Below are 21657 nucleotides of genomic sequence, written 5' to 3'. Positions count from 1 at the left end.
AGGGTGAAAAATAATGACTAGAACAGTAAGTATGTCAACTGCAATCAATGAAGCGATGAAAATATCAATGCGCCGTGATGAAAATGTAATTTTAATAGGTGAAGACGTTGCAGGTGGTGCACAAGTTGATCACTTGCAAGATGATGAAGCGTGGGGTGGCGTTCTTGGTGTTACGAAAGGACTTGTACAAGAGTTTGGCCGAAATCGTATATTAGATACACCAATTTCAGAAGCTGGTTATATGGGAGCAGCGATGGCAGCTGCTGCAACAGGATTACGTCCGATAGCTGAATTAATGTTTAATGATTTTATCGGTAGTTGTCTTGATCAAGTATTAAACCAGGGTGCAAAATTCCGCTATATGTTCGGTGGTAAAGCAAAAGTTCCAGTGACAGTACGTACGATGCATGGCGCTGGTTTTAGTGCAGCAGCACAGCATTCACAAAGTTTATATGCATTATTTACGAGTATTCCAGGAATTAAAGTTGTCGTTCCTTCCACTCCGTATGATGCAAAAGGCTTATTATTAGCGGCAATTGAAGATGATGACCCAGTAATCTTTTTTGAAGATAAAACACTTTACAATATGAAAGGCGAAGTACCAGAAGGGTATTATACAATTCCTTTAGGTAAAGCAGATATTAAGCGTGAAGGTTCTGATGTAACAATCGTCGCAATTGGAAAACAAGTTCATACAGCACTTGCAGCTGCTGAGCAATTATCGAAAAAAGGACTTGAAGTAGAAGTAATTGATCCACGTTCTTTATCACCGCTTGATGAAGATACGATTTTAGCATCTGTGGAAAAAACAAATCGCTTGATTGTTATTGATGAAGCGAACCCAAGATGTAGTATCGCAACAGATATTGCGGCAATTGTAGCGGATAAAGGATTTGATTTGTTAGATGCACCTATTAAACGAATTACAGCACCACATACACCAGTTCCGTTCTCGCCACCACTTGAAAAGTTATATTTACCAACGCCGGAGAAAGTAATTGAAACTGTATCAGAAATGATCGGAGACCAATCGTTATTACATGTGTAATGAAACGATGAGAAGGGAGAGAGAAACATGGCTGTAGAAGTTGTAATGCCGAAATTAGGTATGGCGATGAAAGAAGGTTTTATTACGACCTGGAATATTAAAACAGGCGATCATGTAGCAAAAGGTGAACTAATTGCTAGTATTAACTCGGAAAAAATCGAAACTGAAATAGAGGCACCAGCTGATGGAACTGTTCTTGATATAGCTGTAAGTGAAGATGAGGGAGTTCCACCTGGCACTGTAATTTGCTATATCGGTAAACCGAACGAAAGAGTCGAAGTCCATGAAAGTACAGATGTTGTAGAAGAAAAAATACCGAATCTAGAGCCGAAAAAGGTCCAACATCCAGAACCATATGCGAAAGAAGTAGCAAAACAAAGAATCAAAATTTCACCTGTAGCGAAGAAAATTGCAAAGTCTGAAAATCTAGATATCAAGGCATTAGTTGGTACAGGTCCTGGCGGAAGAATTACAAAGGTAGATGTATTAAAGGTGCTTGAAGAAAGAGTGACGATTCCAGAAATACTTGAACAAGAAGAAAGTAAAGTAATTCCGGTGACTGGTATAAGGAAAGCAATCGCAAACCGTATGCATACAAGTTTACAAAATAGTGCGCAATTAACATTAACGATGAAAGTAGATGTGACAGATTTAGTTGCTTTACATAAAGACATAGCGGAAGCTGTACAAAAACGATACGATAACAAACTAACCATTACGGATTTTGTTTCTCGTGCTGTAGTATTAGCGCTTGGGGAGCATAAAGAAATGAATAGCGCATATATGGATGATGCAATTCATCAATTTGAACATGTTTATTTAGGTATGGCAGTTGCATTAGAAAAAGGATTAGTCGTTCCAGCTATTCGCTTTGCTAATAATCTATCTTTAGTAGAGTTATCTAAACAAATTAAAAACGTTGCACAAAAAGCAAGAGAAGGTAATTTAAGTAGTGATGATATGCAAGGTACAACCTTTACAATTAGTAATTTAGGTAGCTTTGGGATTGAATATTTTACGCCAGTATTAAATACGCCGGAAACTGGTATTTTAGGTGTAGGTGCAATTGAGCATGTTCCAGTATATAAAGGAAAGAAAATAAAAAAAGGCAGTATGTTACCTTTAAGTTTAACATTTGATCATCGTGTATTAGATGGTGCACCAGCAGCTGCATTTTTACGCACAATTAAACGTTATTTAGAAGAACCTGTAACAATTCTTTTATAAAGAGAAGGTGAGAGAATGAGTAAACTAGTCGTTATTGGAGGCGGACCTGCTGGCTATGTAGCGGCAATTACCGCAGCTCAAAATAGAAAAGATGTCATTCTTATTGATGAAGCGGATCTTGGCGGGACTTGTTTAAATGTTGGGTGCATGCCTACGAAATCATTGTTAGAAAGTGCAGAAGTGCATGACATTGTGAGAAAAGCGAATCATTATGGAGTTACACTTAACACTGGAAGTATATCAATCGATTGGAAGCACATGCAGGCGAGGAAATCACAAATCGTATCGCAGCTCGTCCAAGGGATTCAATATTTAATGAAGAAAAATAAAATAAAAGTTATACAAGGTAAAGCGAAATTTGAAACGGATCATCGTGTCCGAGTTACATACGGTGATAAAGAAGAGGTAGTAGATGGAGAACAGTTCATTATAGCGGTAGGTTCAGAACCGACTGAATTACCCTTTGCTCCATTTGACGGAAAGTGGATTTTAAACAGCAGCCATGCAATGTCCATAGATCATATACCAAAATCATTATTAATCGTTGGCGGTGGTGTAATAGGATGCGAGTTTGCAAGTATTTATAGTCGTCTTGGAACAAAAGTTACGATTGTTGAAATGGCACCGCAACTATTACCTGGCGAAGATCAAGATATCGCAAATATATTAAGAGAGAAACTAGAAAATGATGGCGTAGAAATATTTACAGGAGCAGCTTTAAAAGGATTAAATAATTATAAGAAGCAGGCTTCATTTGAATACGAAGGAAGTATCCAAGAAATTAATCCAGAATTTGTTCTCGTTTCTGTAGGTCGAAAACCACGTGTACAACAATTAGATTTAGAAAAAGCAGGCATTCAATTTTCAAATAAAGGAATTTCTGTGAATGAACATATGCAAACGAATATATCACATATTTACGCAGCTGGTGATGTGATTGGTGGAATCCAGCTTGCTCATGTTGCCTTCCATGAAGGAACGACAGCAGCATTACATGCAAGTGGAGAAGATGTGAAAGTTAACTATCATGCCGTGCCTCGTTGTATATATACAGCTCCAGAAATCGCAAGTGTCGGTTTAAACGAAAGAGATGCGAGAGAGCATTATGGTGACATACAAATCGGAGAATTCTCTTTTACAGCGAATGGAAAAGCTCTTATTTTAGGAGAACAAACGGGCAAGGTAAAAGTCATTGTGGAACCTAAATATCAAGAAATTGTAGGGATTTCTATTATCGGTCCTCGTGCAACTGAACTGATCGGACAAGGAACTGTAATGATTCATACAGAAGTTACCGCTGATATTATGAGAGATTATATTGCGGCACACCCAACTTTATCTGAAGCGATTCATGAAGCGTTAATGCAAGCAGTAGGACATGCTGTACATGCTTAAATAGAAATATGATAAACCACTATTCTTTAAATGAAAGAGAGAATAGTGGTTTGAATTTTTATAGAAGAAATTAAATATCTTATTACTATTTAATTTCAATCGCTGAAGTAATATCGTTCCAATCAGCAGCTAAATTAGCAGTTTTACCGTACCAATCAGCGTGTTTAAATACAACACCTTTTCCATATCCTTGTGTAGAAGTATGCTCCCAAAGTGTCGTTGAATAACTTGCAGAAGGTGATGCTGTACTTACAGAGGAAATTCTGTCGTTCCAGCTAGATGGTAAGTTTTTAAAGCCGCTGCTCCAGTAGATATATTGGCCACCTTTATCTTTATGTTCATAAAAATCAGTACTACCAGCACCGCTACCTAAAGGATTAATTTTATTTTTAAGTACTTTTTTATCCTTTTCAATATAAGCATCTAATGTTTCGCGGCTAGTAAAACCATAAGCTAGCCAATCTCCATTTTCATTTTGCTCTGGTAATACCATAGTAATTTGGATGTTTTTCTTATCCTGATCACTTAATTTTGTAAATGAATTAACATTCTGTTCATCCACTTTTAAATAATCAAAAGACTTAATTGTGTTACTTTTTTCTTCAGCACTTGCTACTCCTAGTCCTCCAGTTAATGCAAATCCCGCTACTAATGTACCTGCTACTAATTTCTTCAACATATAACCATCCCTTTTTGTTTAGATTTTTGTACTTGTGAATCTTTGTACTAGTAAAATGTATTCTAATTATTAACTTTTGTAAATATTCTGAAGTTTTAGAAATAAAAGGCGGAATATTTACAGTTTTGCATTTTTTCTTTAGAAAAAATAGTTATTGGAATGATATAATAAATAGATATATCGCTTTTGTTGGATCTTAAAATGTTTTAGGGGGAAAATCTTTGAAGTATTTTAATAAAGATTGGTATAAAGAAATGCAAGTGTCTGGATTTTTAACTTTTTTAGAAACATTAGAAGAATGGGAAGAGATGTTGCGAGAGAGCGAAAAGGTAGGAATAGATTATAAGCAAAGTTTGAGAGAAGACGTGGAAGAAAAGAAAGAAGATTTATTAAAGTTCCTCCCTAAATCACTGCATCCATACATTCATGACAATACAATTAATTCAGAATACCCAACGGAAAAATTAAAGAGACTTATGCTTGAGTGGACAAAAGATTATGAGAAAAGAATGAATGATTTAGAGCAAGCCTATATAGATAATTATAATTCTATAAAAGAAAAGCTCGCGCAGAATGTCGTTCAACTACATGAATACTCACTACATGACAGTGTAGTCAAATCAGTGGAGAGAAGATCAGAAGGTACGCTAATTATAACTTTAGATTGCGGTGGTACTTTCAGTGAATTTGATAAACTACAAGTAACTTTTACAGGAGTAACGAAATGTTCTATCCCAGAAAATTTTGAAGGTGCTTGGTGGTTATGTCATGAAATAGATCTTGCTGAAAACGGTTTTGAACTAGGGATTTTATTTGATTGTCCATTTAGAGAAGTAAAGATTTGCGCAGCCGATGTATTACTTGAAGAGAGATAATTTTGCATGGAGTATTACAAACGTTTGACAGGATACAGAAATAAAGTTATTGTAGATATATGAAGTCTACAATAGGAGCTGTACTATGAAATATTCTAAAGCTACAAATTATGCTCTTCATACAATGCTTTTTCTGGCAAAGGCAACACCAAATAAGTTAGTTAGCGTTCACCAATTAGCAGAAATGCAAAATGTTTCATCAACGTACTTGTCTAAAATACTAACTAAGTTAACAAAGGAAGGGATGATACATTCATCATCTGGTCCAAAAGGTGGATATTCGCTTAGTCATAATTGGGAAGATATTTCATTTTTAGATATTATACATGCGATTGAAGGTAAGACATCATTATTTGAATGTTGTTTACATGAAAAACCTGGATGTTTAATTAATGAAGCAATGCTCGCAGCAGAAGAGAAAATGGAAGATGAGTTACGAAATCAAAAAATCGTAGATCTTGCGAAAAAAATAAAAGTGGATTTTTAATCCGCTTTTATTTTTAAATTAATTAAGGATAAAAAGACTCTCTAATATCTTTAATTATAGTTAAATTAATTCATGGAGGATATTTGCTTATGGAATGTATAGACTGTGCAGTAATAGGAGCAGGGCCAGCTGGACTTAATGCAAGTTTAGTTTTAGGAAGAGCTCGTAAACAAATAGCGTTATTTGATAACAAAACGAATAGGAATCGTGTTACACAAAATTCTCACGGATTTATTACGCGTGACGGGATTAAACCTGAAGAGTTTAAGGAAATAGGCTTAAATGAATTGATGAAGTATCCATCGGTTCATTATTATGAAAAAACAGTTGTAATGATAACGAAACAATCCACTGGTTTATTTGAGATTGAAACAAAAGATCACACAAAATATTTGGCGGAAAGAGTTTTATTAGCGACGGGTATACAGGAAGAATTCCCATCAATTCCTAATGTTCGAGAATACTATGGAAAAAGCTTATTTAGCTGTCCGTATTGTGATGGATGGGAATTAAAAGATCAACCGCTCATTATTATTTCTGAAAACGAAGATTATACGTTGCATATGACAAAATTAGTTTATAATTGGTCTACCGATTTGGTAATCGCAACAAATGGTAATGAGCTAAGTCAGGCTATTATGGATGAACTGTCTAATAAAAATATACCTGTAATTACAGAACCTATACGTGCACTACAAGGCGAAGAAGGTTATTTAAAAGAAGTAGAGTTTTATTCAGGTTTACGGATTGAAAGGGCTGGAGGATTTATAGTACCTACTTTCTTTAGACCAAATCAATTTATAGAACAACTTGGTTGTGAACCACAAAGTAATGGAACTTTTGTAATTGATGATTTTGGACGTACTTCAGAAAAAAATATTTACTTAGCAGGAGAAACAATGATTCAAGGACCATCCTCATTAATTATTGCTGCGTCACATGGAAATAAAGCAGCAATAGCCATTAATAGTGATATTACGGATGAGCGGTTCTAACAAAAAAATGATATGTAGAAGGGGAGAAGAAGATGAATAATTTTTGGAATGATCGATATAAATCAGATGAATATTTTTATGGGGAAGAACCTAATGCATTTATTAAAGAACAAGTATTTCGTTTAACAAATCACAATAAAGTAATAGCTTTCGCAGAGGGAGAAGGTAGAAATGCTGTATTTCTAGCAAGACAAGGACATAAAGTGACAGCTATTGATTATTCGAAAGATGGATTAGAAAAGACAAAAAAATTAGCCATGAAGCATAACGTAGACGTACACACAAAAAAAGTAGATTTATTAGCTGATAGTTTGCCAGTAAATGAATATGATGCGGCAATTATGGTATTTGGACATTTTCATAATGATCATAAAAAAATGGTATTAGATAAAATGATACAAACGATAAAGCCTGGTGGATTAATACTGTTTGAAGTTTACTCAAACAAACAAATAAATTACGGTACTGGTGGGCCAAAAGATATTGAGATGCTGTATGATCCAATTGATATCCTTACTTGGTGTGAAAAACATAAGGTAATTCATTTCTTTAATGGGGAGCAAGAGCGAGTTGAAGGGAAAGGGCACACTGGATTAGCTAATGTAATTCAAGTTGTTATTAGCAAATAAATGTAAATGTTAATGAAAATTAAGTGCATGAATGTAAAAAAACCAGTCATTTAAGACTGGTCTTTTTCTTTAGATACTAAATTATCAAGCTTCCAATATGTATCTGTTAACGGCGCAGCTTTGCTATCTATGAATAAATACATATTATTTAAATCTTTTGGTGAAGTTTTCATATTAAATTCAATGTCGGTAGTTAAAGAAAACTCAGATGGAACCTTTTTAGCATTTTCATTTTGTATAAATTCACCTTCGTATTTTTCACCCGTCTTTTCATCTTTTATGAAATATTTTATTTCAGAAAGATCTATCGTTTGTCCGTCAATACGAGCGTTATTTATTGTAACGCGAGCTGTGAGACGCCACTCTTTGTCTATTTTTTCGAATTTAGCATTTTCAACAGTTGCTCTATAGTATTCGTTTTTAAAGATTTCCCCGTAATGCATTGCATTTTTTGCTAGAGCACTTTTTTCTTGTTTTGGCGTAGCATTTCCACTACATCCTGCCATTATCCCTGTAAATAATAATGCTGTACAAGTTACTTTCATTAAAGATTTCATAGTAATTCCTTTCTGTATAAAAAAGTAAAACACGGGGATTATTTTACATTAATAGAAGGGTGAATGGAAGTGTAATTGTGTAATATGCAAATATGCATTTATTTAGTTGTCAATTTAACGGGATAGAAAAAGGGAGAAAACCTGTATAGAGATGAATAAAGAAGTATTGAAAATATTGTAAAACAGAAAAAACATGCATATAATTAAAATATAGATCATTTTTCTGAATCTTCAATAATGGTGGTGCAAACATGTTTACTGAAGAGCGTAGAGAGAAAATTTTAGAGTTACTTAAGAAAGATGGAAGAGTAATTGCAAAGAATCTAGCGGAAAGTTTCGATATGTCTATCGATTCTATAAGAAGAGATTTGTCTATTATGGAGAAAGATGGCTTGTTAAAAAGAACGCATGGAGGTGCAATTGAACTTGCTAGAGTAAGGGATTTACCTTCCGAGCGATTTGAGCGTTATCAAAATGCTTCTATATATGACGATGCAATTGCAAAAATCGCAGCTTCTTATATACAAGAAGGAGATTCCGTTTTTATTGGGGGGTCTTCTATTCATTATGCTATGTTAAAATATTTGCCGGAAACATCATTTACGGTGATTACGAATGCTTTAGAAATTGCTAGTACGTTACGGGATTATAAGAACATTGATACGTACTTAATTGGTGGGAAGGTGAAACCATCAGGAAATATGACAGATACACTTGCCTCAGAATTGATAAGTCAATTCTCAATTGATCTGTATTTTTCTACAGGTGGCGGCATTTCATTGAATGGTATAAGTACCGCAACGCCTGAAGTTGCTTATTTTAGTAAAACAGTAAATAAGATTGCTAGAAGAAATATTTGTTTAGCTCCTCATAATAAACTTGGAATAGACTACTTTATAAAAGGAGAATCACTGATTGAAATTGACCTTTTCATAACAGATTCGGAGACTAGTAAAGAAACGATTCAAGAATTTGAGAAACAAGGTAAAGAGATTGTAATAGCATCAATAGACTGTATTTAAAAGGAGTTTAAAATGATTATAAAAAGGCAAGAGTTTCACATAAATGGATTAGTTTATACAATTCGTTCTGCAGCTGAAACAGATGCAGAGCAGTTATCAAAAATTAGAGTTCAGATCGATGGAGAAACTGAAAATATGGATAGAGAAGCTGGAGAGGGATTTATAGATAAGACAGGGTTTCAAAAAATAATAAAAACAGATAGTGAATCGACGAAGAATCTGTTTTTAGTTGCAGAAGTGCACAATCGAATCGTTGGGTTTTCTAGATGCGAAGGGTCAAATTTGAAGAGATTATCTCATAAAGTAGAATTTGGTGTTTGTATTTTAAAAGAGTTTTGGGGATATGGAATGGGTAAGAGTCTATTGCGACAATCTATTCATTGGGCTGATGAAAATGAGATTAAAAAGATATCATTACAAGTATTAGAAACAAACGAAAAAGCCATTCAGCTTTATAAAAAATTAGGTTTTGAAGTAGAAGGTATTTTAAGAAATGATAAAAGGCTTTCGGATGGTAAGTATTATAATACGGTAGTAATGGGAAGGTGTATTTGAGTCTGTTCATAAAAGAGGTGAAAATATATGTTTTACAGAAGAAAGTACTATATGGTAAAGAATGAATTTGTAGAAATATTTAATGAGCATTTTAATAACACGAATTTACCTAATCAGTTAAAGTATGGTTCCAGGCTAATAGGACGCTGGATGAAAGATAATAATGATGGTACAACTGAAGTGTTTGCTATATGGGAATATGATAGTTATGAACAGTATAAAGAAATAGAATCAAAAATTAGAAGTGACGAGAAACATATTAGAAGAATACATGAATGGTATGAAAAACATGGCGGGAAAGAGTATGTTTTACAGGAGTACATAGTAGAGATGAAAAATGAAGAGTTAATATGTACTGTAAAGTGATAGAGATGTGAGGGATAAGGGGAATGAAAACAAAATTATATTTTAGTGTAGCATCTACTATTTTATTTACAATAGCCGTGATTGTTTTTTTTATAAACGGTAATCCACAAAAGTGGTTTTGGTTATGTATTTTCTTTGCTTCCATTATACAAAATATAGTGCTACTAAAAAAGAATAAAGAAGTGCATTAAGATATTCAAATTATTAACATATTTGTGTCGTCTTTCTAGTTTTATTGAAAACGCTTTTATTCAGTTTTATAATAAAAGTATGTTTTTACAGATCTCCAAAACAATGAATAGGGAGATGATACAATGTTAGCTTCACCGTTTTACTTACATACATGGAAAAAGTTTGTTGATGAAGGAGTCCTTGATTCGAATCGTATAAACGAAAGAATTTTAGAATCATGGCATCGATGTAAACAAGCAAATGTGAATCCTCATATGAATAAAGGTCAGAAAATTTTGTCTTCTAATTTTTTTCAAGATCAAAAGAAAAAGAGTGAAATCTTCCTAGATATAGCAATACCTCAAATACAAAATATGAGAAAAACCATTGATGATCTCCAAATGATGGCATTATTAATTGATCCAGACGGTTACGTTCTATCGTTAAGTGGAAATCAACAAACGTTGAAACGAGCAAAACATATTAATTTCATTGAAGGTGTGAAATGGACGGAAGCAGCTGTTGGTACAAATGCGATAGGGACAGCGTTAGAGATTGAAGAGGCTATTATGATAAGTGGTACAGAGCATTACTCTGTCGCATCCCATAGCTGGAGCTGTGCGGCCGCTCCCATCCATAATGATGATGGGAAATTAATTGGTGTTCTAGATTTCTCCTGTCCAATTGAATTTTCACATCCATATATGCTTGGAATGGTAACTTCGATTGCACATGCAATTGAACGTGAATGTAGTATTCGTGTACATCAAAACGAACTGCATTTAATCCATCGTTTTTTAGATGTAATTGATAGTAATGAACAAGTTGTAATTTGTAATCATCGTGATGTTATCGTTTCTGCGAGCAAGAAGGTTCGAGAACGAGTATGTAATTGGTCACGAATGAAACTTGAAGATTTAATGCACTATGGATTGAAAACTAAATTGGAAGTTCCAGTATACAGTAGTGATAGAATGATTGGGAAATGTATTTATGTAAAGGAAAATAAACAAGAAAAATTATTTTCAACTTCCCCATTTATAAATGGAATCACTTTCCCTGGAGTTATTGGGACAAGCGATGCATTTCAACATACTTTAGAAGAAATTAAGCTTGTATCTCCAACTGACGCTAGTGTATATGTGTGCGGGGAAACAGGTGTAGGGAAAGAATATGTTGCGAGAGCGATTCATGAAAATAGTCCAAGAAAAAATGGTCCTTTTATAGCTGTTAACTGCGGTTCATTACCGAAAGAATTAATGGAAAGTGAACTATTTGGTTATGCTGAAGGAGCGTTTACAGGTGCGCGGCGCCAAGGATATAAAGGGAAATTCGAACAAGCAGACGGAGGAACAATATTTTTAGATGAAATTGGTGAAGTGCCGCCAGAGATGCAAGTAGCATTATTGCGTGTTTTACAAGAACGAACAGTAACCCCAATCGGCAGTTCAAAAGAGGTACAGGTAAATATTCGTATTATTACTGCGACACATAAAGATTTATTGCGATTAGTAGAAGAAGGGAAATTCCGTCAAGATTTATATTATCGTTTACATGTTTATCCGTTATATGTTCCATCGTTAATAGAAAGAAAAGAGGATATTCCGTACTTTATAAAACATTTTTGTGAACGAACGAATTGGAATGTGGTATTTCCAAAAAGTATTTGTAATCAATTTTATCAGCATACGTGGCCCGGAAATATTCGAGAATTATTAAATGTATTAGAACGCATTTACATTTTGTCGCAAGGACGGGAAATATGCGAAAAACAAATCTCTTTTTTATTACAAACAATGATGGGAAATCAACACCAACTTGCATTGCAAGCAGAAAATAAAACAGAGAACGCATTAAATTTCCGTGAAAAAATACAACGTGATAGTATGGTTGAAGCGCTAGAAAAGACGAATGGAAATGTTTCCTTGGCTGCAAAACTTTTAGATGTACCTCGAAGTACATTTTATAAACGAATGCAAAAATATAAGTTATAAAGTAGATTTTTGTAATCTACTTTTTCTTTATGGGCTCATGTTCTGTCGGAATGTGCGCTTACCGGGGAAATAATAGAATAGTTAGAAATTAATTTCCGGAAGGGGAACTTATGTGAAGTATATTGAAATTGGTATTGGGAATACGTGGTTCGTTCGAACAGAAACCGAAAATAAAGATGGAACTGAATTTGAAGAACGAGGAATTATAAAACCTATTTATTTTGAGTCTTTATATGTACGAATGTGGTTTCGGAAAACGTGTTTAATTTTTGATACGAAAGAAGGGTTTAAAAAGGTTAAGAAGAGGAGGATTGAATATAAATTTATAGTTGGAATTGTAAGTAGACTGGATAAAGAAAAAGTGGGCTAACATGCGTAGTTATATTGAGCAGGAAATTCTTTTGACTTATATCAAATTCATAAAAAGCAATTTTACTAAATATAAATTGTTAATAAAACCACTAAGGAAACTTAGCGGTTTCTTTTTTTATCCCGCTTTAATGGGCAGTAAGACCCCCACCTCAAAATTCAGCGAAAGCAAAGAAGTTAGGTGGGGGATCAACTGCCCATAAAAGCCCGATTGGTGAGGGCTAATAATCAGTGGGGGATGAAGAAAACCCCCACTGATTAAAGTTTCACTTTATAGGAGGGATTTTCCTATGAATAGGATCTTAACGATTATACTTGCAATTATTGTAATGGGGTATTCCATGTATAGTTGGAATGATGCTTCGGAACAGAGTATGCTAATTTTACAAACGCTTTTAGGGTTTATGTTAGTTAGTTTAGGGGTGCAAAATTTTAAAAATAAAGAAAATAAAAGTATGGGTATCACTTTACTACTCGTTGCGTTATATTTAATTGTCGTATCATTAATAAAATATTTTGCATGAATAAGTATTTAAGTTACTTATTCATGCTTTTCTTATTACAATAAACATTCTTGTAATAAAAGTTCAATTTCTACTTGTATTTCACTATATAAAATATGGCATAATGATTGAGTTAAAATAGAAATGGATAGGGTATTTGAGAGGGGCAGTATAATGAGTTTTGCAATTGAAATAGTAATAAAAGCACCAATGGATGTTGTATGTGACTACATAATAGAAGATGAAAAAATAAAAGAATGGAATACGTTTATAATAGAAAATCGCTATCCTTCAAATATGGATAAAGAGAATCCATGTGTAGGAGATAAATATATTACTGTTCAAAAAGTCGGTAAGAAAATATTCGAGGCAGAAGTAGAGATTCTTGAATACGATGCACCGCATATTATTTCACTAGGTAGTGAAATAAAGCAAGGTTATTCAGCAATGACTTATATGTTAGAAGAAGATGCGGAAGGTACAGCACTAACATTAATTTCAGAATATGAACCTAGTAATTTTTACTATAAAATGATGTATAAGTTAACAGGCTGGATTTCACGAGGTTTAACTATGGAACAAATGGAACGTCTAGCAGAATGTGTAGAAGCTGCTTATCATAAAGAAGATTAATATTAAAGACATATTAAGGTAAAAGTGTTACTCAATTTTTTGAGTAACACTTTTATTATTTGAAGATTTTTCATTGGAAATCTCAATAGCTCTTTCACATAATTATTTATCAATACAATTTTTTGTTATCCAATAAGTAAGTTCAGAAAGGTTAAGGATATGTTTTATTTGTTTATCTGCGAAAGTGCGCTATGTATACAACCCCGTCGTATACATTTCAGTTAACGTATATACTATTTCTTCTAGTTCTACCTCTGTGTTATGTTGCACAATCGTCCAAAGAAACATCTCATTCATAGCGAACCAAGCACGCGCTACAATTTCTTTATTTAATTCAGTTTGTGCTAATCCACTTTTTTGAGAGTACGTAATATCCTGCGCAATACTGCTTATAAATCGTCCTCGAATCTCATCCCATTTTTGACGTATATCTTTTGATAACCCGATCGCTTCTTCTACAACTTGTAAAATAGCTCGTTCTTTCTCTGCTAGTTGTAGGAATGCTCTTACTTGGTTTTGAATCATATTATGTGCTTCTTCTTTTGTTTGAGGGGAAAAGGAGCGCTCAGCAATATTATAAAATTGATTCATGACATCTTCCATTAAAACGATAAGGAGATCATCTTTGTTTTTAAAGTATACATATGCTGTTCCATAACCAGTTTCTGCATGTTTAATAATTTGAGTGATTGTCGTTTTTTGAAATCCGTTATGTATAAAATTCGTATAACCAGAGTGTAAAAGTTTTTTCTTTGTTTCTAAGGAGCGGTGTTTTCTTGATGAAAGAGTAGTGTTTTTCAAAGAATCACCTCTTTATACTGAAATATCTGAAAATATAACTGTATTGTAAAAGAAATTCATATATAAAGTCAACTGACATAATATCATTGACGTTATATCAACTGAGGTGATATATTTCAATTAGTTAGAATAAAAAGAAAATTAAAAGAAGGTGACACCATGTATAAAGAACCATTTCAACCAACTTATGAGTATGCGCTTGAATGTGATAAACATGATGAACTGAAAGGTTTTCAAACTGAATTTTATAAAAAAGAAGGAACAATATATTTAGATGGAAACTCATTAGGGCTACTTTCAAAAAGAGCGGAAAAATCGTTACTTACTTTACTAGATTCATGGAGAGAATATGGCATTGATGGGTGGACAGAAGGAGAGCATCCGTGGTTTTTCCTTTCGGAGAAATTAGGTGAATTGACAGCACCTCTTATTGGAGCTTTACCAGAAGAAACTATTGTAACCGGTTCCACCACAACGAATATTCATCAAGTAATCGCAACTTTCTATGAGCCGAAAGGAATACGCACAAAAATTCTTGCGGATGAATTAACATTCCCGTCAGATATATATGCACTTCAAAGTCAAATTCGTTTAAAAGGGTTAGAGCCAGATGAGCATTTAGTACGAGTGAAGAGCCGAGATGGTAGAACACTTTCTGAAGATGATATTATTCATGCAATGACAGATGATATCGCGTTAATTTTATTACCTTCTGTACTATATAGAAGTGGCCAAATTCTTGATATGAAACGTTTAACAGCGGAAGCACATAAGCGTGGTATTCATATCGGATTCGATTTATGTCACTCAATTGGTTCTATTCCGCATCATTTCAAAGAATGGGATGTTGATTTCGCTATTTGGTGTAATTATAAATACTTAAACGCAGGACCTGGTGGTGTTGCCGGCCTTTATGTAAATAAAAAGCATTTTAATAGACTTCCAGGATTGTCTGGCTGGTTTAGTTCTAGAAAAGATAAGCAGTTTGATATGGAACATACATTAACAGCTGCTGATCATGCAGGTTCGTATCAAATTGGTACACCGCACGTATTAAGTACTGCACCTTTAATCGGTTCTCTTGAAATATTTAAAGATGCTGGTATAGAACGTTTACGTGAAAAATCCTTACATATTACAAGATACATGCTTGATTTAATTGAGCATGAATTAAAAAATTTCGGATTTACAATTGGAAATCCATTAGAGGATGAAAAACGAGGTGGACATATTTATTTAGAGCATGCAGAAGCAGCACGCATATGTAAAGCGTTAAAAGCGAATGGGGTTATTCCTGATTTCAGAGCACCTAATGGAGTAAGACTTGCGCCAGTCGCTTTATATAACACATACGAAGAAGTATGGAAATCTGTACAAATATTAAAGAAAATCATGAAAGATGAAGAGTATAAACAGTTTGAAAATAAGCGAGAGGTTGTGGCATAAGTATGAAAACTTCAGAGTGGATTGATATTTCACAACCGCTAAATAATGATATTGCTACTTGGCCAGGGGATACACCGTTCTCGTATGAAGTATCATGGTCAAAAGAAGAGAGTGGTTCAGTAAATGTTGGAAAGTTAACGATGAGTATTCATACAGGTACTCATATTGATGCACCGTTTCATTTTGATAATGATGGAAAAAAAGTGTTCGATCTAGATATTCAAGTTTATGTCGGACCTACGCGAATCATTGACGTTTCTAATCTTGAAAGCATTGGGAAAAAGGAATTAGAAAACTTTCATTTAGAAGGCGTAGAACGCTTGTTGTTACGCACATCTTCACATGGTAAAGCTAATGAATTCCCGGATGTAATCCCGCATTTACGTGCGGATATAGCACCGTTTCTTTCAGAGAAAGGTATACGTTTAATCGGGGTGGATGTACCATCAGTTGATCCATTAGATGATAAAGAATTAGATGCGCATCATCAATTGTTTAAACATGGAATACACATTTTAGAAAATGTCGTACTAGATCATGTAGTAGACGGTGATTATGAATTGATCGCATTACCACTTGCCTTAATAGATGCAGATGGAAGTCCAGTTCGAGCAGTTATTAGACCAATATAAGTAGAAATATATAAAAGGGGCGTTTGGCTAATATGAAAGAAAATGAAAAGGTAATCATGGAAAAAGGGATTCATACGGACTTTAAAGAGAATATGACGTACGGGGAATATTTACAATTAGATAGTTTACTATCTTCTCAAAAGAGATTATCAGACCATCATGATGAAATGTTGTTCATCGTTATTCACCAGGCAAGTGAACTTTGGATGAAGCTTATTTTACATGAGTTAAACGCAGCAATTGAATCTATTAAACAAGATAAATTACAACCTGCTTTTAAAATGTTAGCACGTGTATCAAAAATTCAGTCTCAAATTATTCAATCTTGGGATATTCTTGCGACATTAACACCATCAGAGTACATTGAGTTTCGTGACTCGCTCGGTCAAGCTTCAGGTTTTCAATCGTATCAATATCGTATGATTGAGTATGCGCTTGGTTATAAAACGCCACATGCATTGAAAATTTATGAAAAAGATCCAGAATTACACGCTCGACTTCATACAGCGCTACATGCACCAAGTTTGTATGATGTCGCAATTCAAGCACTTGTAAAAGAAGGATTCCCTATTCATAAAGATGTGTTGAATCGCGATATTACGCAGCCTTATGAAGAAGATGCAACTGTGGAAGCAGCTTGGATAGAAGTGTATGCGGACGTGAAGAAATATTGGAATTTATATCAGCTTGCTGAAAAATTAATCGATATTGAAGATTGGTTACAACAATGGCGTTTCCGTCATATGAAAACGGTAGAACGTATTATTGGACATAAAATGGGAACAGGTGGATCTTCTGGTGTATCCTATTTAAAACGAGTACTTGATCAACAGTTCTTCCCAGAGCTTTGGAATGTTCGTACGAAATTATAAAAATAAACCTGTCAGTTCATTATGGCTGACAGGTTTATTTTTATTTGAGCACAATTATGTTTAAAATGAAGGAACAAGATATAATAAATGGAGTAACTATTTAAATGGAGGTAAAGTTTTTGGATTTCAAGCAACTAGAAAATAAATTCGAAAAGAAAAAAGTGAATACATTTCTTGTTTATCAAAAAGGGGAATTAACAACTGAGTATTATAAAACACCTGAATGTGCAAATAACTTATATAAAATAAATTCGATTACAAAAAGTATTGTATCTATATTAATAGGTATTGCAATTGATAAGGGCTATATAAATGATATACATACACCGATTACAGAGTGGATTGAAAATGTACCTAGGGAAAAACATGATTTAACGCTTTATCACTTATTAACAATGACTACTGGTGAGGACTGGAAAGAGTTTGGGAATGGAGTAGTATTCCCAAATGACTTTGTAGAATCAGAGAACTGGGTACAGTACATATTAGAAAAGCCAATAATTGAAGAACCTGCTACAAAAATGAATTATAATTCAGGTTCTTCTCATTTACTGAGCTATATTATTCAAGAAGCTACTGGAATGTCGACAGAGCGGTTTGCAAAGAAATATTTATTTGATCCATTAGAAATTAACGAATACGAGTGGCAACAAGACCCGCAGGGGATATATGTCGGCGGCTTCGGTATGAAAATGAAATCTACCGATTTATTAAAATTAGGAAAGTTATGTTTACAAAATGGATATTGGAACAGGAACGAAATTGTGTCAGCGAAATGGTTAGAAGAGTCAAGTAGGGCGCAATTTGAAACATATGAACATGTCGGCGCATATGGATATCACTGGTGGGTATTACATAACGAAAGATTTCACATACCGTATTGTATATATTTCTCTATGGGATACGGCGGACAATACATCGTTATCATTCCTCAGTTAGAAGTAGTAGCTATTATAAGTAGTCATATGCCAAAACGTGGGCTCGTTCCATTAAAACTATTTATTGAGCATGTACAGGGGAATTCCAATTATATATAAGAGAAGGAGGGAATGTATGAGGGATGAAAAAGACTTTATCTTTATTTAGACTATGTTTAAGTCTTCTAGCATGTAGCGCCATTATTACGCAATTCATAATCAGGGCACAAGTGAAACCGTTCAATCCAGTTAACTTTTTTAGTTTCTTTACGATTGAAAGTAACATTTTAGTTGCATCTATTCTCCTTTTAAGCAGTATCGAAACAGCTACATTTGGTCGCTCAGAACAGTTTAGTATACTTCGTGGTGCGGCAACGGTATACATACTTACGACAGGACTCGTTTATTTTTTATTACTAAGAGGGTTAGAAGAGTCACTTCAAACCGCAATACCATGGGTAAATACTGTACTACATTATATCATGCCGATTGCAATGCTTTTAGATTGGATTTTAAATCCACCTATTAAGAAAATCACTTGGAAACAAGCTGCAAGTTGGCTCTTATTCCCGTGTTTTTACGTTGTATATAGCTTAATACGTGGCCCAATCGTGAATTGGTATCCATATCCGTTTTTAGATCCGAGAATAGGTGGGTATGGTAAAGTACTTTTATATAGTATAGGGATAGCTGTTGTAATTGGCGCTATTTGTATATTGGTAAGATTTTTAGGGAATCGAAACTTTAGGAAAGAATTTTAGAAATGCAAGGAACCCCACTGTTTTCATTTTTAACAGTGGGGTTTTCATTTTATCCCGCATTAACGGGCAGCCCGATTGGTGAGGGCTGATTAAAGTTTCACTTTATCTACTCGTCTTCTGAAATGACATCTTTATAAATTTCTCCGTCTTCGTTTCAAATTCTACATCAACAAAAACACCGTATTCTTTTCCGTTCTCACGTAGCCATAATTTGAATTTTTCAACTGTAATTTGAACGGTTTTTGGTTTTCTACCTATATGAAGATAATCAATAATCTCAGCTTTCGGGTATTGTTCTTTCGTTTTTTCTACAGCAAGTTTCCCCCATTTAGCATACGGCGGCTGCGCATGAACAATTGATGAGCCGGTATATATATTTGAACATGTTGTTATGAACAGAATGACGAGTGCGACACGCTTTAACAATTTCTTCATGATGAACTCCTTTTATCCTTTTTGTATATTGTTTACATATTTTTTCAACGATATTAGCTTGGATTTTTTTGTCTTCTTTACATAAAAGCGAGGCTTTTACAAAACATAACCAAGAAATCATTTCCGTAATTAAGGAGGGAAAATTATGCGCCAAAAAGCTATTTTTAAAATAGCAGTTTTACTTGCTTTCATAGGACTATCTTTGATGGTTAGTAGTATACAACTAAAAAATGTAGAAGCCTTTTCTAATCAAGTTATTCAAAGAGGAGCATCTGGCGAAGATGTCATTGAACTGCAATCTCGTTTGAAATATAACGGATTTTATACGGGAAAAGTGGATGGTGTTTTTGGATGGGGTACATACTGGGCACTTCGAAATTTTCAAGAGAAATTCGGATTACCTGTTGATGGTTTAGCTGGAGCTAAAACGAAGCAAATGCTCGTGAAAGCAACGAAGTATGACAAGTCAACTGCTAATAAAGGAACGACAACGAATAAAGGAAATAGTGGTGGTACTGCGCAAGAAAATAAACCACCTCAAAATAAAGGGACAAATGTTCCAAATGGCTATTCTCAAAATGACATTCAGCTCATGGCAAACGCAGTATATGGAGAATCTCGTGGTGAGCCATACTTAGGACAAGTTGCAGTAGCTGCGGTTATATTGAATCGTGTTACAAGTGCATCATTTCCAAATACCGTTTCGGGTGTAATCTTTGAGCCAAGAGCATTCACAGCAGTAGCAGACGGACAAATATATTTAACACCAAATGAAACAGCGAAAAAAGCTGTATTGGATGCAATTAATGGCTGGGATCCAACAGGAAACGCATTGTATTACTTCAATCCAGATACCGCAACAAGTAAATGGATTTGGACTCGTCCACAAATTAAAAAGATCGGAAAACATATTTTCTGTAAATAGAGCGGAGGTGGAACTATGTTACGAGGTATTATAATCGTATTATTAACAGTTGGTGTAGTTGGGACAGGATACTGGGGCTATAAAGAGCATCAAGAGAAGAATGCAGTATTAATTCGGGCAGAAAATAGCTATCAACGTGCGTTTCATGATTTAGCGTATGAGGTTGATTTATTGCACGACAAAATTGGAACAACGCTTGCGATGAATTCACGCGCATCTTTATCGCCTGCATTAGCAGATGTATGGAGATTAACATCGGAAGCTCGTTCGGATGTAGGACAACTTCCTTTAACATTAATGCCTTTTAATAAAACGGAAGAATTTTTAGCGAATATCGGTGATTTTAGTTACCGTGCAGCCATTCGTGATTTAGAAAAAGAGCCATTAAATGATCAAGAATACAAAACGTTGCAAACTTTATATTCCAATGCAGGGAATATACAAGATGAACTAAGAAAGGTGCAACATCTTGTTTTGAAAAACAATTTACGCTGGATGGATGTTGAGATGGCCCTCGCATCAAATCGTGATCCTGCAGACAATACAATTATTGACGGATTAAAGACAGTAGAAAAAAATGTAACATCATATTCATCTACAAACTTCGGACCTACCTTTACAAGTGCGCAAAAAAATAAAAAAGGTGGATTTGAAGCAGAAGGAAAAGCAATTTCAAAAGATGAAGCGGCGAAAATCGCAAAATCGTTTTTGAATTTAAAAGGAAATGAAAAAGTAGAAGTCGAGAAAAGCGGAAAAGGTGCAAAAGAATCTTTCTATAGTGTGAAAATTAAAGACCCAGCAACCAATAATGAGTTTTATATGGATATTACCGGAAAAGGCGGATATCCAATTTGGGTTATGAATAACCGAGAAATTAAAGAACAGAAAATTAGTTTAAACGATGCAGGAAATAAAGGTTTGACATTTTTAAAGGACCACAAGTTTAACAATATGGAGCTTTATGATAGTTCACAATATGATAATGTTGGTGTATTTACGTATGTAGTAAATGAGAATGGCGTACGAATTTATCCAGAAGCAATTCAAATGAAAATTGCTCTAGATGACGGTTCTATCGTTGGATTCTCCGCAAAAGAATATTTAGCATCACATCAAAAACGAACAGTTCCATCAGCAAAACTAACTGCAGCAGAAGCAAGAAAGAAAATTAATCCAGATGTGAAAGTTATGGAAGAGCGTAAAGCTGTCGTAGTAAATGATTTGCATAACGAAGTACTTTGCTATGAATTTGTAGGTACGTTAGGGAAAGATACGTACCAAATTTTCATTAATGCAAATAGCGGGGCAGAAGAAAAAGTGAAGAAAATGCAAGCTGTTGAAAAAATTTATGATTAAACTTTAA

At 34.3% G+C, this 21657-nt stretch carries 25 protein-coding genes; 21 read left to right on the top strand and 4 right to left on the bottom strand.

Annotated features, from left to right (window positions below):
- The first annotated feature begins 13 nt into the window (after positions 1–13).
- Genes acoB through lpdA form a run of 3 tightly spaced genes read left to right on the top strand, consistent with a single transcriptional unit; the run spans position 14 to position 3670 of the window.
- Entirely contained in the window at positions 14–1048 is a 1035-nt protein-coding gene (gene acoB / locus ATN06_RS13910) for an acetoin:2,6-dichlorophenolindophenol oxidoreductase subunit beta (protein ID WP_000198893.1), read from the top strand.
- A 27-nt stretch (positions 1049–1075) separates the two neighbouring features.
- Positions 1076–2275: a dihydrolipoamide acetyltransferase family protein gene (locus tag ATN06_RS13905; protein ID WP_060631127.1), complete on the top strand. Its 1200-nt coding sequence runs from the start codon at positions 1076–1078 to the stop codon at positions 2273–2275.
- A 15-nt stretch (positions 2276–2290) separates the two neighbouring features.
- A complete protein-coding gene (gene lpdA, locus ATN06_RS13900; protein WP_060631126.1) occupies positions 2291–3670 on the top strand; it encodes a dihydrolipoyl dehydrogenase in 1380 nt (459 codons plus the stop codon).
- 85 nt (positions 3671–3755) lie between these two features.
- On the opposite strand, the gene ATN06_RS13895 is transcribed toward lpdA, so the two are convergent.
- The gene (locus ATN06_RS13895) at positions 3756–4349 is read right to left on the bottom strand and encodes a hypothetical protein (RefSeq protein WP_060631125.1); all 594 of its coding nucleotides are present in this window, start codon (positions 4347–4349) and stop codon (positions 3756–3758) included.
- A 221-nt stretch (positions 4350–4570) separates the two neighbouring features.
- On the opposite strand from ATN06_RS13895, the gene ATN06_RS13890 reads away from it, so the two are divergent.
- The 4 genes from ATN06_RS13890 (at position 4571) to ATN06_RS13875 (ending at position 7335) form a co-directional block, all read left to right on the top strand.
- The gene (locus tag ATN06_RS13890; RefSeq protein ID WP_060631124.1) at positions 4571–5224 is read left to right on the top strand and encodes a DUF4085 family protein; all 654 of its coding nucleotides are present in this window, start codon (positions 4571–4573) and stop codon (positions 5222–5224) included.
- An 85-nt stretch (positions 5225–5309) separates the two neighbouring features.
- Positions 5310–5711, top strand: coding sequence for an Rrf2 family transcriptional regulator (locus tag ATN06_RS13885; RefSeq protein WP_060631123.1), 402 nt, complete (start codon positions 5310–5312; stop codon positions 5709–5711).
- A gap of 89 nt (positions 5712–5800) precedes the next feature.
- Positions 5801–6706 (top strand): NAD(P)/FAD-dependent oxidoreductase, encoded by a 906-nt coding sequence (locus tag ATN06_RS13880; RefSeq protein ID WP_060631122.1) that lies wholly within the window; start codon positions 5801–5803, stop codon positions 6704–6706.
- Between the two features lie 32 nt (positions 6707–6738).
- Positions 6739–7335, top strand: a complete 597-nt coding sequence (locus ATN06_RS13875) for a class I SAM-dependent methyltransferase (protein WP_060631121.1) — start codon at positions 6739–6741, stop codon at positions 7333–7335.
- 50 nt (positions 7336–7385) lie between these two features.
- Here the strand turns inward: ATN06_RS13875 and ATN06_RS13870 are convergent, their stop codons facing one another.
- Positions 7386–7892: a hypothetical protein gene (locus tag ATN06_RS13870; protein WP_060631120.1), complete on the bottom strand. Its 507-nt coding sequence runs from the start codon at positions 7890–7892 to the stop codon at positions 7386–7388.
- A 251-nt stretch (positions 7893–8143) separates the two neighbouring features.
- Between ATN06_RS13870 and ATN06_RS13865 the strand changes: the two genes are divergently transcribed.
- The 7 genes from ATN06_RS13865 (at position 8144) to ATN06_RS13825 (ending at position 13505) form a co-directional block, all read left to right on the top strand.
- Positions 8144–8914, top strand: a complete 771-nt coding sequence (locus ATN06_RS13865) for a DeoR/GlpR family DNA-binding transcription regulator (protein WP_060631119.1) — start codon at positions 8144–8146, stop codon at positions 8912–8914.
- 12 nt (positions 8915–8926) lie between these two features.
- Entirely contained in the window at positions 8927–9469 is a 543-nt protein-coding gene (locus tag ATN06_RS13860) for a GNAT family N-acetyltransferase (RefSeq protein ID WP_088116190.1), read from the top strand.
- 27 nt (positions 9470–9496) lie between these two features.
- Entirely contained in the window at positions 9497–9835 is a 339-nt protein-coding gene (locus tag ATN06_RS13855) for an NIPSNAP family protein (protein WP_060631118.1), read from the top strand.
- Positions 9836–10149: 314 nt separating this feature from the next.
- A complete protein-coding gene (locus ATN06_RS13845; RefSeq protein ID WP_060631116.1) occupies positions 10150–12000 on the top strand; it encodes a sigma-54-dependent Fis family transcriptional regulator in 1851 nt (616 codons plus the stop codon).
- Positions 12001–12112: 112 nt separating this feature from the next.
- On the top strand, positions 12113–12370 hold the full coding sequence (locus ATN06_RS13840) for a DUF3977 family protein (RefSeq protein WP_060631115.1): 258 nt from the start codon (positions 12113–12115) through the stop codon (positions 12368–12370).
- A 289-nt stretch (positions 12371–12659) separates the two neighbouring features.
- Positions 12660–12893, top strand: a complete 234-nt coding sequence (locus ATN06_RS13830) for a YczI family protein (RefSeq protein ID WP_060631113.1) — start codon at positions 12660–12662, stop codon at positions 12891–12893.
- Between the two features lie 153 nt (positions 12894–13046).
- Positions 13047–13505, top strand: a complete 459-nt coding sequence (locus ATN06_RS13825; protein ID WP_060631112.1) for an SRPBCC domain-containing protein — start codon at positions 13047–13049, stop codon at positions 13503–13505.
- Positions 13506–13694: 189 nt separating this feature from the next.
- On the opposite strand, the gene ATN06_RS13820 is transcribed toward ATN06_RS13825, so the two are convergent.
- Complete coding sequence (locus tag ATN06_RS13820; protein WP_060631111.1) at positions 13695–14306, bottom strand: TetR/AcrR family transcriptional regulator; 612 nt, start codon at positions 14304–14306, stop codon at positions 13695–13697.
- A 159-nt stretch (positions 14307–14465) separates the two neighbouring features.
- Between ATN06_RS13820 and kynU the strand changes: the two genes are divergently transcribed.
- From kynU to ATN06_RS13795, 5 genes are all read left to right on the top strand, one after another.
- Positions 14466–15752 (top strand): kynureninase, encoded by a 1287-nt coding sequence (kynU, locus tag ATN06_RS13815; RefSeq protein ID WP_060631110.1) that lies wholly within the window; start codon positions 14466–14468, stop codon positions 15750–15752.
- Positions 15753–15754: 2 nt separating this feature from the next.
- Positions 15755–16384 carry an arylformamidase gene (kynB, locus tag ATN06_RS13810; RefSeq protein WP_060631109.1) on the top strand — a complete coding sequence of 210 codons (630 nt, stop codon included), beginning with the start codon at positions 15755–15757 and terminating at the stop codon, positions 16382–16384.
- Positions 16385–16416: 32 nt separating this feature from the next.
- A complete protein-coding gene (gene kynA, locus ATN06_RS13805; protein ID WP_060631108.1) occupies positions 16417–17256 on the top strand; it encodes a tryptophan 2,3-dioxygenase in 840 nt (279 codons plus the stop codon).
- A gap of 119 nt (positions 17257–17375) precedes the next feature.
- Positions 17376–18293 carry a serine hydrolase domain-containing protein gene (locus ATN06_RS13800; protein WP_060631107.1) on the top strand — a complete coding sequence of 306 codons (918 nt, stop codon included), beginning with the start codon at positions 17376–17378 and terminating at the stop codon, positions 18291–18293.
- A 23-nt stretch (positions 18294–18316) separates the two neighbouring features.
- Positions 18317–18934, top strand: a complete 618-nt coding sequence (locus tag ATN06_RS13795; RefSeq protein ID WP_060631106.1) for a Pr6Pr family membrane protein — start codon at positions 18317–18319, stop codon at positions 18932–18934.
- A 102-nt stretch (positions 18935–19036) separates the two neighbouring features.
- Here the strand turns inward: ATN06_RS13795 and ATN06_RS13790 are convergent, their stop codons facing one another.
- Positions 19037–19369, bottom strand: a complete 333-nt coding sequence (locus ATN06_RS13790; protein WP_060631105.1) for a DUF3889 domain-containing protein — start codon at positions 19367–19369, stop codon at positions 19037–19039.
- A gap of 145 nt (positions 19370–19514) precedes the next feature.
- On the opposite strand from ATN06_RS13790, the gene sleB reads away from it, so the two are divergent.
- Together sleB and ypeB are read left to right on the top strand one after the other, a co-directional pair.
- The gene (gene sleB, locus ATN06_RS13785) at positions 19515–20294 is read left to right on the top strand and encodes a spore cortex-lytic enzyme (RefSeq protein ID WP_001249053.1); all 780 of its coding nucleotides are present in this window, start codon (positions 19515–19517) and stop codon (positions 20292–20294) included.
- A 15-nt stretch (positions 20295–20309) separates the two neighbouring features.
- On the top strand, positions 20310–21650 hold the full coding sequence (gene ypeB / locus ATN06_RS13780) for a germination protein YpeB (protein ID WP_060631104.1): 1341 nt from the start codon (positions 20310–20312) through the stop codon (positions 21648–21650).
- Positions 21651–21657: the final 7 nt, after the last annotated feature.

The sequence above is a fragment of the Bacillus thuringiensis genome, assembly GCF_001455345.1.
Classification (GTDB): Bacteria; Bacillota; Bacilli; order Bacillales; family Bacillaceae_G; genus Bacillus_A; species Bacillus_A thuringiensis_N.
The sequence above is the reverse complement of the archived record's forward strand: the minus strand, read 5'-3'. Positions and strand labels throughout refer to the sequence as shown.

Bases quoted from the DNA above. Each gene is read 5' to 3' on its own strand.
- acoB (WP_000198893.1), top strand. From the start codon at position 14: ATGACTAGAACAGTAAGTATGTCAACTGCAATCAATGAAGCGATGAAA.
- ATN06_RS13905 (WP_060631127.1), top strand. From the start codon at position 1,076: ATGGCTGTAGAAGTTGTAATGCCGAAATTAGGTATGGCGATGAAAGAA.
- lpdA (WP_060631126.1), top strand. From the start codon at position 2,291: ATGAGTAAACTAGTCGTTATTGGAGGCGGACCTGCTGGCTATGTAGCG.
- ATN06_RS13895 (WP_060631125.1), bottom strand. From the start codon at position 4,349: ATGTTGAAGAAATTAGTAGCAGGTACATTAGTAGCGGGATTTGCATTA.
- ATN06_RS13885 (WP_060631123.1), top strand. From the start codon at position 5,310: ATGAAATATTCTAAAGCTACAAATTATGCTCTTCATACAATGCTTTTT.
- ATN06_RS13880 (WP_060631122.1), top strand. From the start codon at position 5,801: ATGGAATGTATAGACTGTGCAGTAATAGGAGCAGGGCCAGCTGGACTT.
- ATN06_RS13875 (WP_060631121.1), top strand. From the start codon at position 6,739: ATGAATAATTTTTGGAATGATCGATATAAATCAGATGAATATTTTTAT.
- ATN06_RS13870 (WP_060631120.1), bottom strand. From the start codon at position 7,892: ATGAAATCTTTAATGAAAGTAACTTGTACAGCATTATTATTTACAGGG.
- ATN06_RS13865 (WP_060631119.1), top strand. From the start codon at position 8,144: ATGTTTACTGAAGAGCGTAGAGAGAAAATTTTAGAGTTACTTAAGAAA.
- ATN06_RS13860 (WP_088116190.1), top strand. From the start codon at position 8,927: ATGATTATAAAAAGGCAAGAGTTTCACATAAATGGATTAGTTTATACA.
- ATN06_RS13855 (WP_060631118.1), top strand. From the start codon at position 9,497: ATGTTTTACAGAAGAAAGTACTATATGGTAAAGAATGAATTTGTAGAA.
- ATN06_RS13845 (WP_060631116.1), top strand. From the start codon at position 10,150: ATGTTAGCTTCACCGTTTTACTTACATACATGGAAAAAGTTTGTTGAT.
- ATN06_RS13830 (WP_060631113.1), top strand. From the start codon at position 12,660: ATGAATAGGATCTTAACGATTATACTTGCAATTATTGTAATGGGGTAT.
- ATN06_RS13825 (WP_060631112.1), top strand. From the start codon at position 13,047: ATGAGTTTTGCAATTGAAATAGTAATAAAAGCACCAATGGATGTTGTA.
- kynU (WP_060631110.1), top strand. From the start codon at position 14,466: ATGTATAAAGAACCATTTCAACCAACTTATGAGTATGCGCTTGAATGT.
- kynB (WP_060631109.1), top strand. From the start codon at position 15,755: ATGAAAACTTCAGAGTGGATTGATATTTCACAACCGCTAAATAATGAT.
- kynA (WP_060631108.1), top strand. From the start codon at position 16,417: ATGAAAGAAAATGAAAAGGTAATCATGGAAAAAGGGATTCATACGGAC.
- ATN06_RS13795 (WP_060631106.1), top strand. From the start codon at position 18,317: ATGAAAAAGACTTTATCTTTATTTAGACTATGTTTAAGTCTTCTAGCA.
- ATN06_RS13790 (WP_060631105.1), bottom strand. From the start codon at position 19,369: ATGAAGAAATTGTTAAAGCGTGTCGCACTCGTCATTCTGTTCATAACA.
- sleB (WP_001249053.1), top strand. From the start codon at position 19,515: ATGCGCCAAAAAGCTATTTTTAAAATAGCAGTTTTACTTGCTTTCATA.
- ypeB (WP_060631104.1), top strand. From the start codon at position 20,310: ATGTTACGAGGTATTATAATCGTATTATTAACAGTTGGTGTAGTTGGG.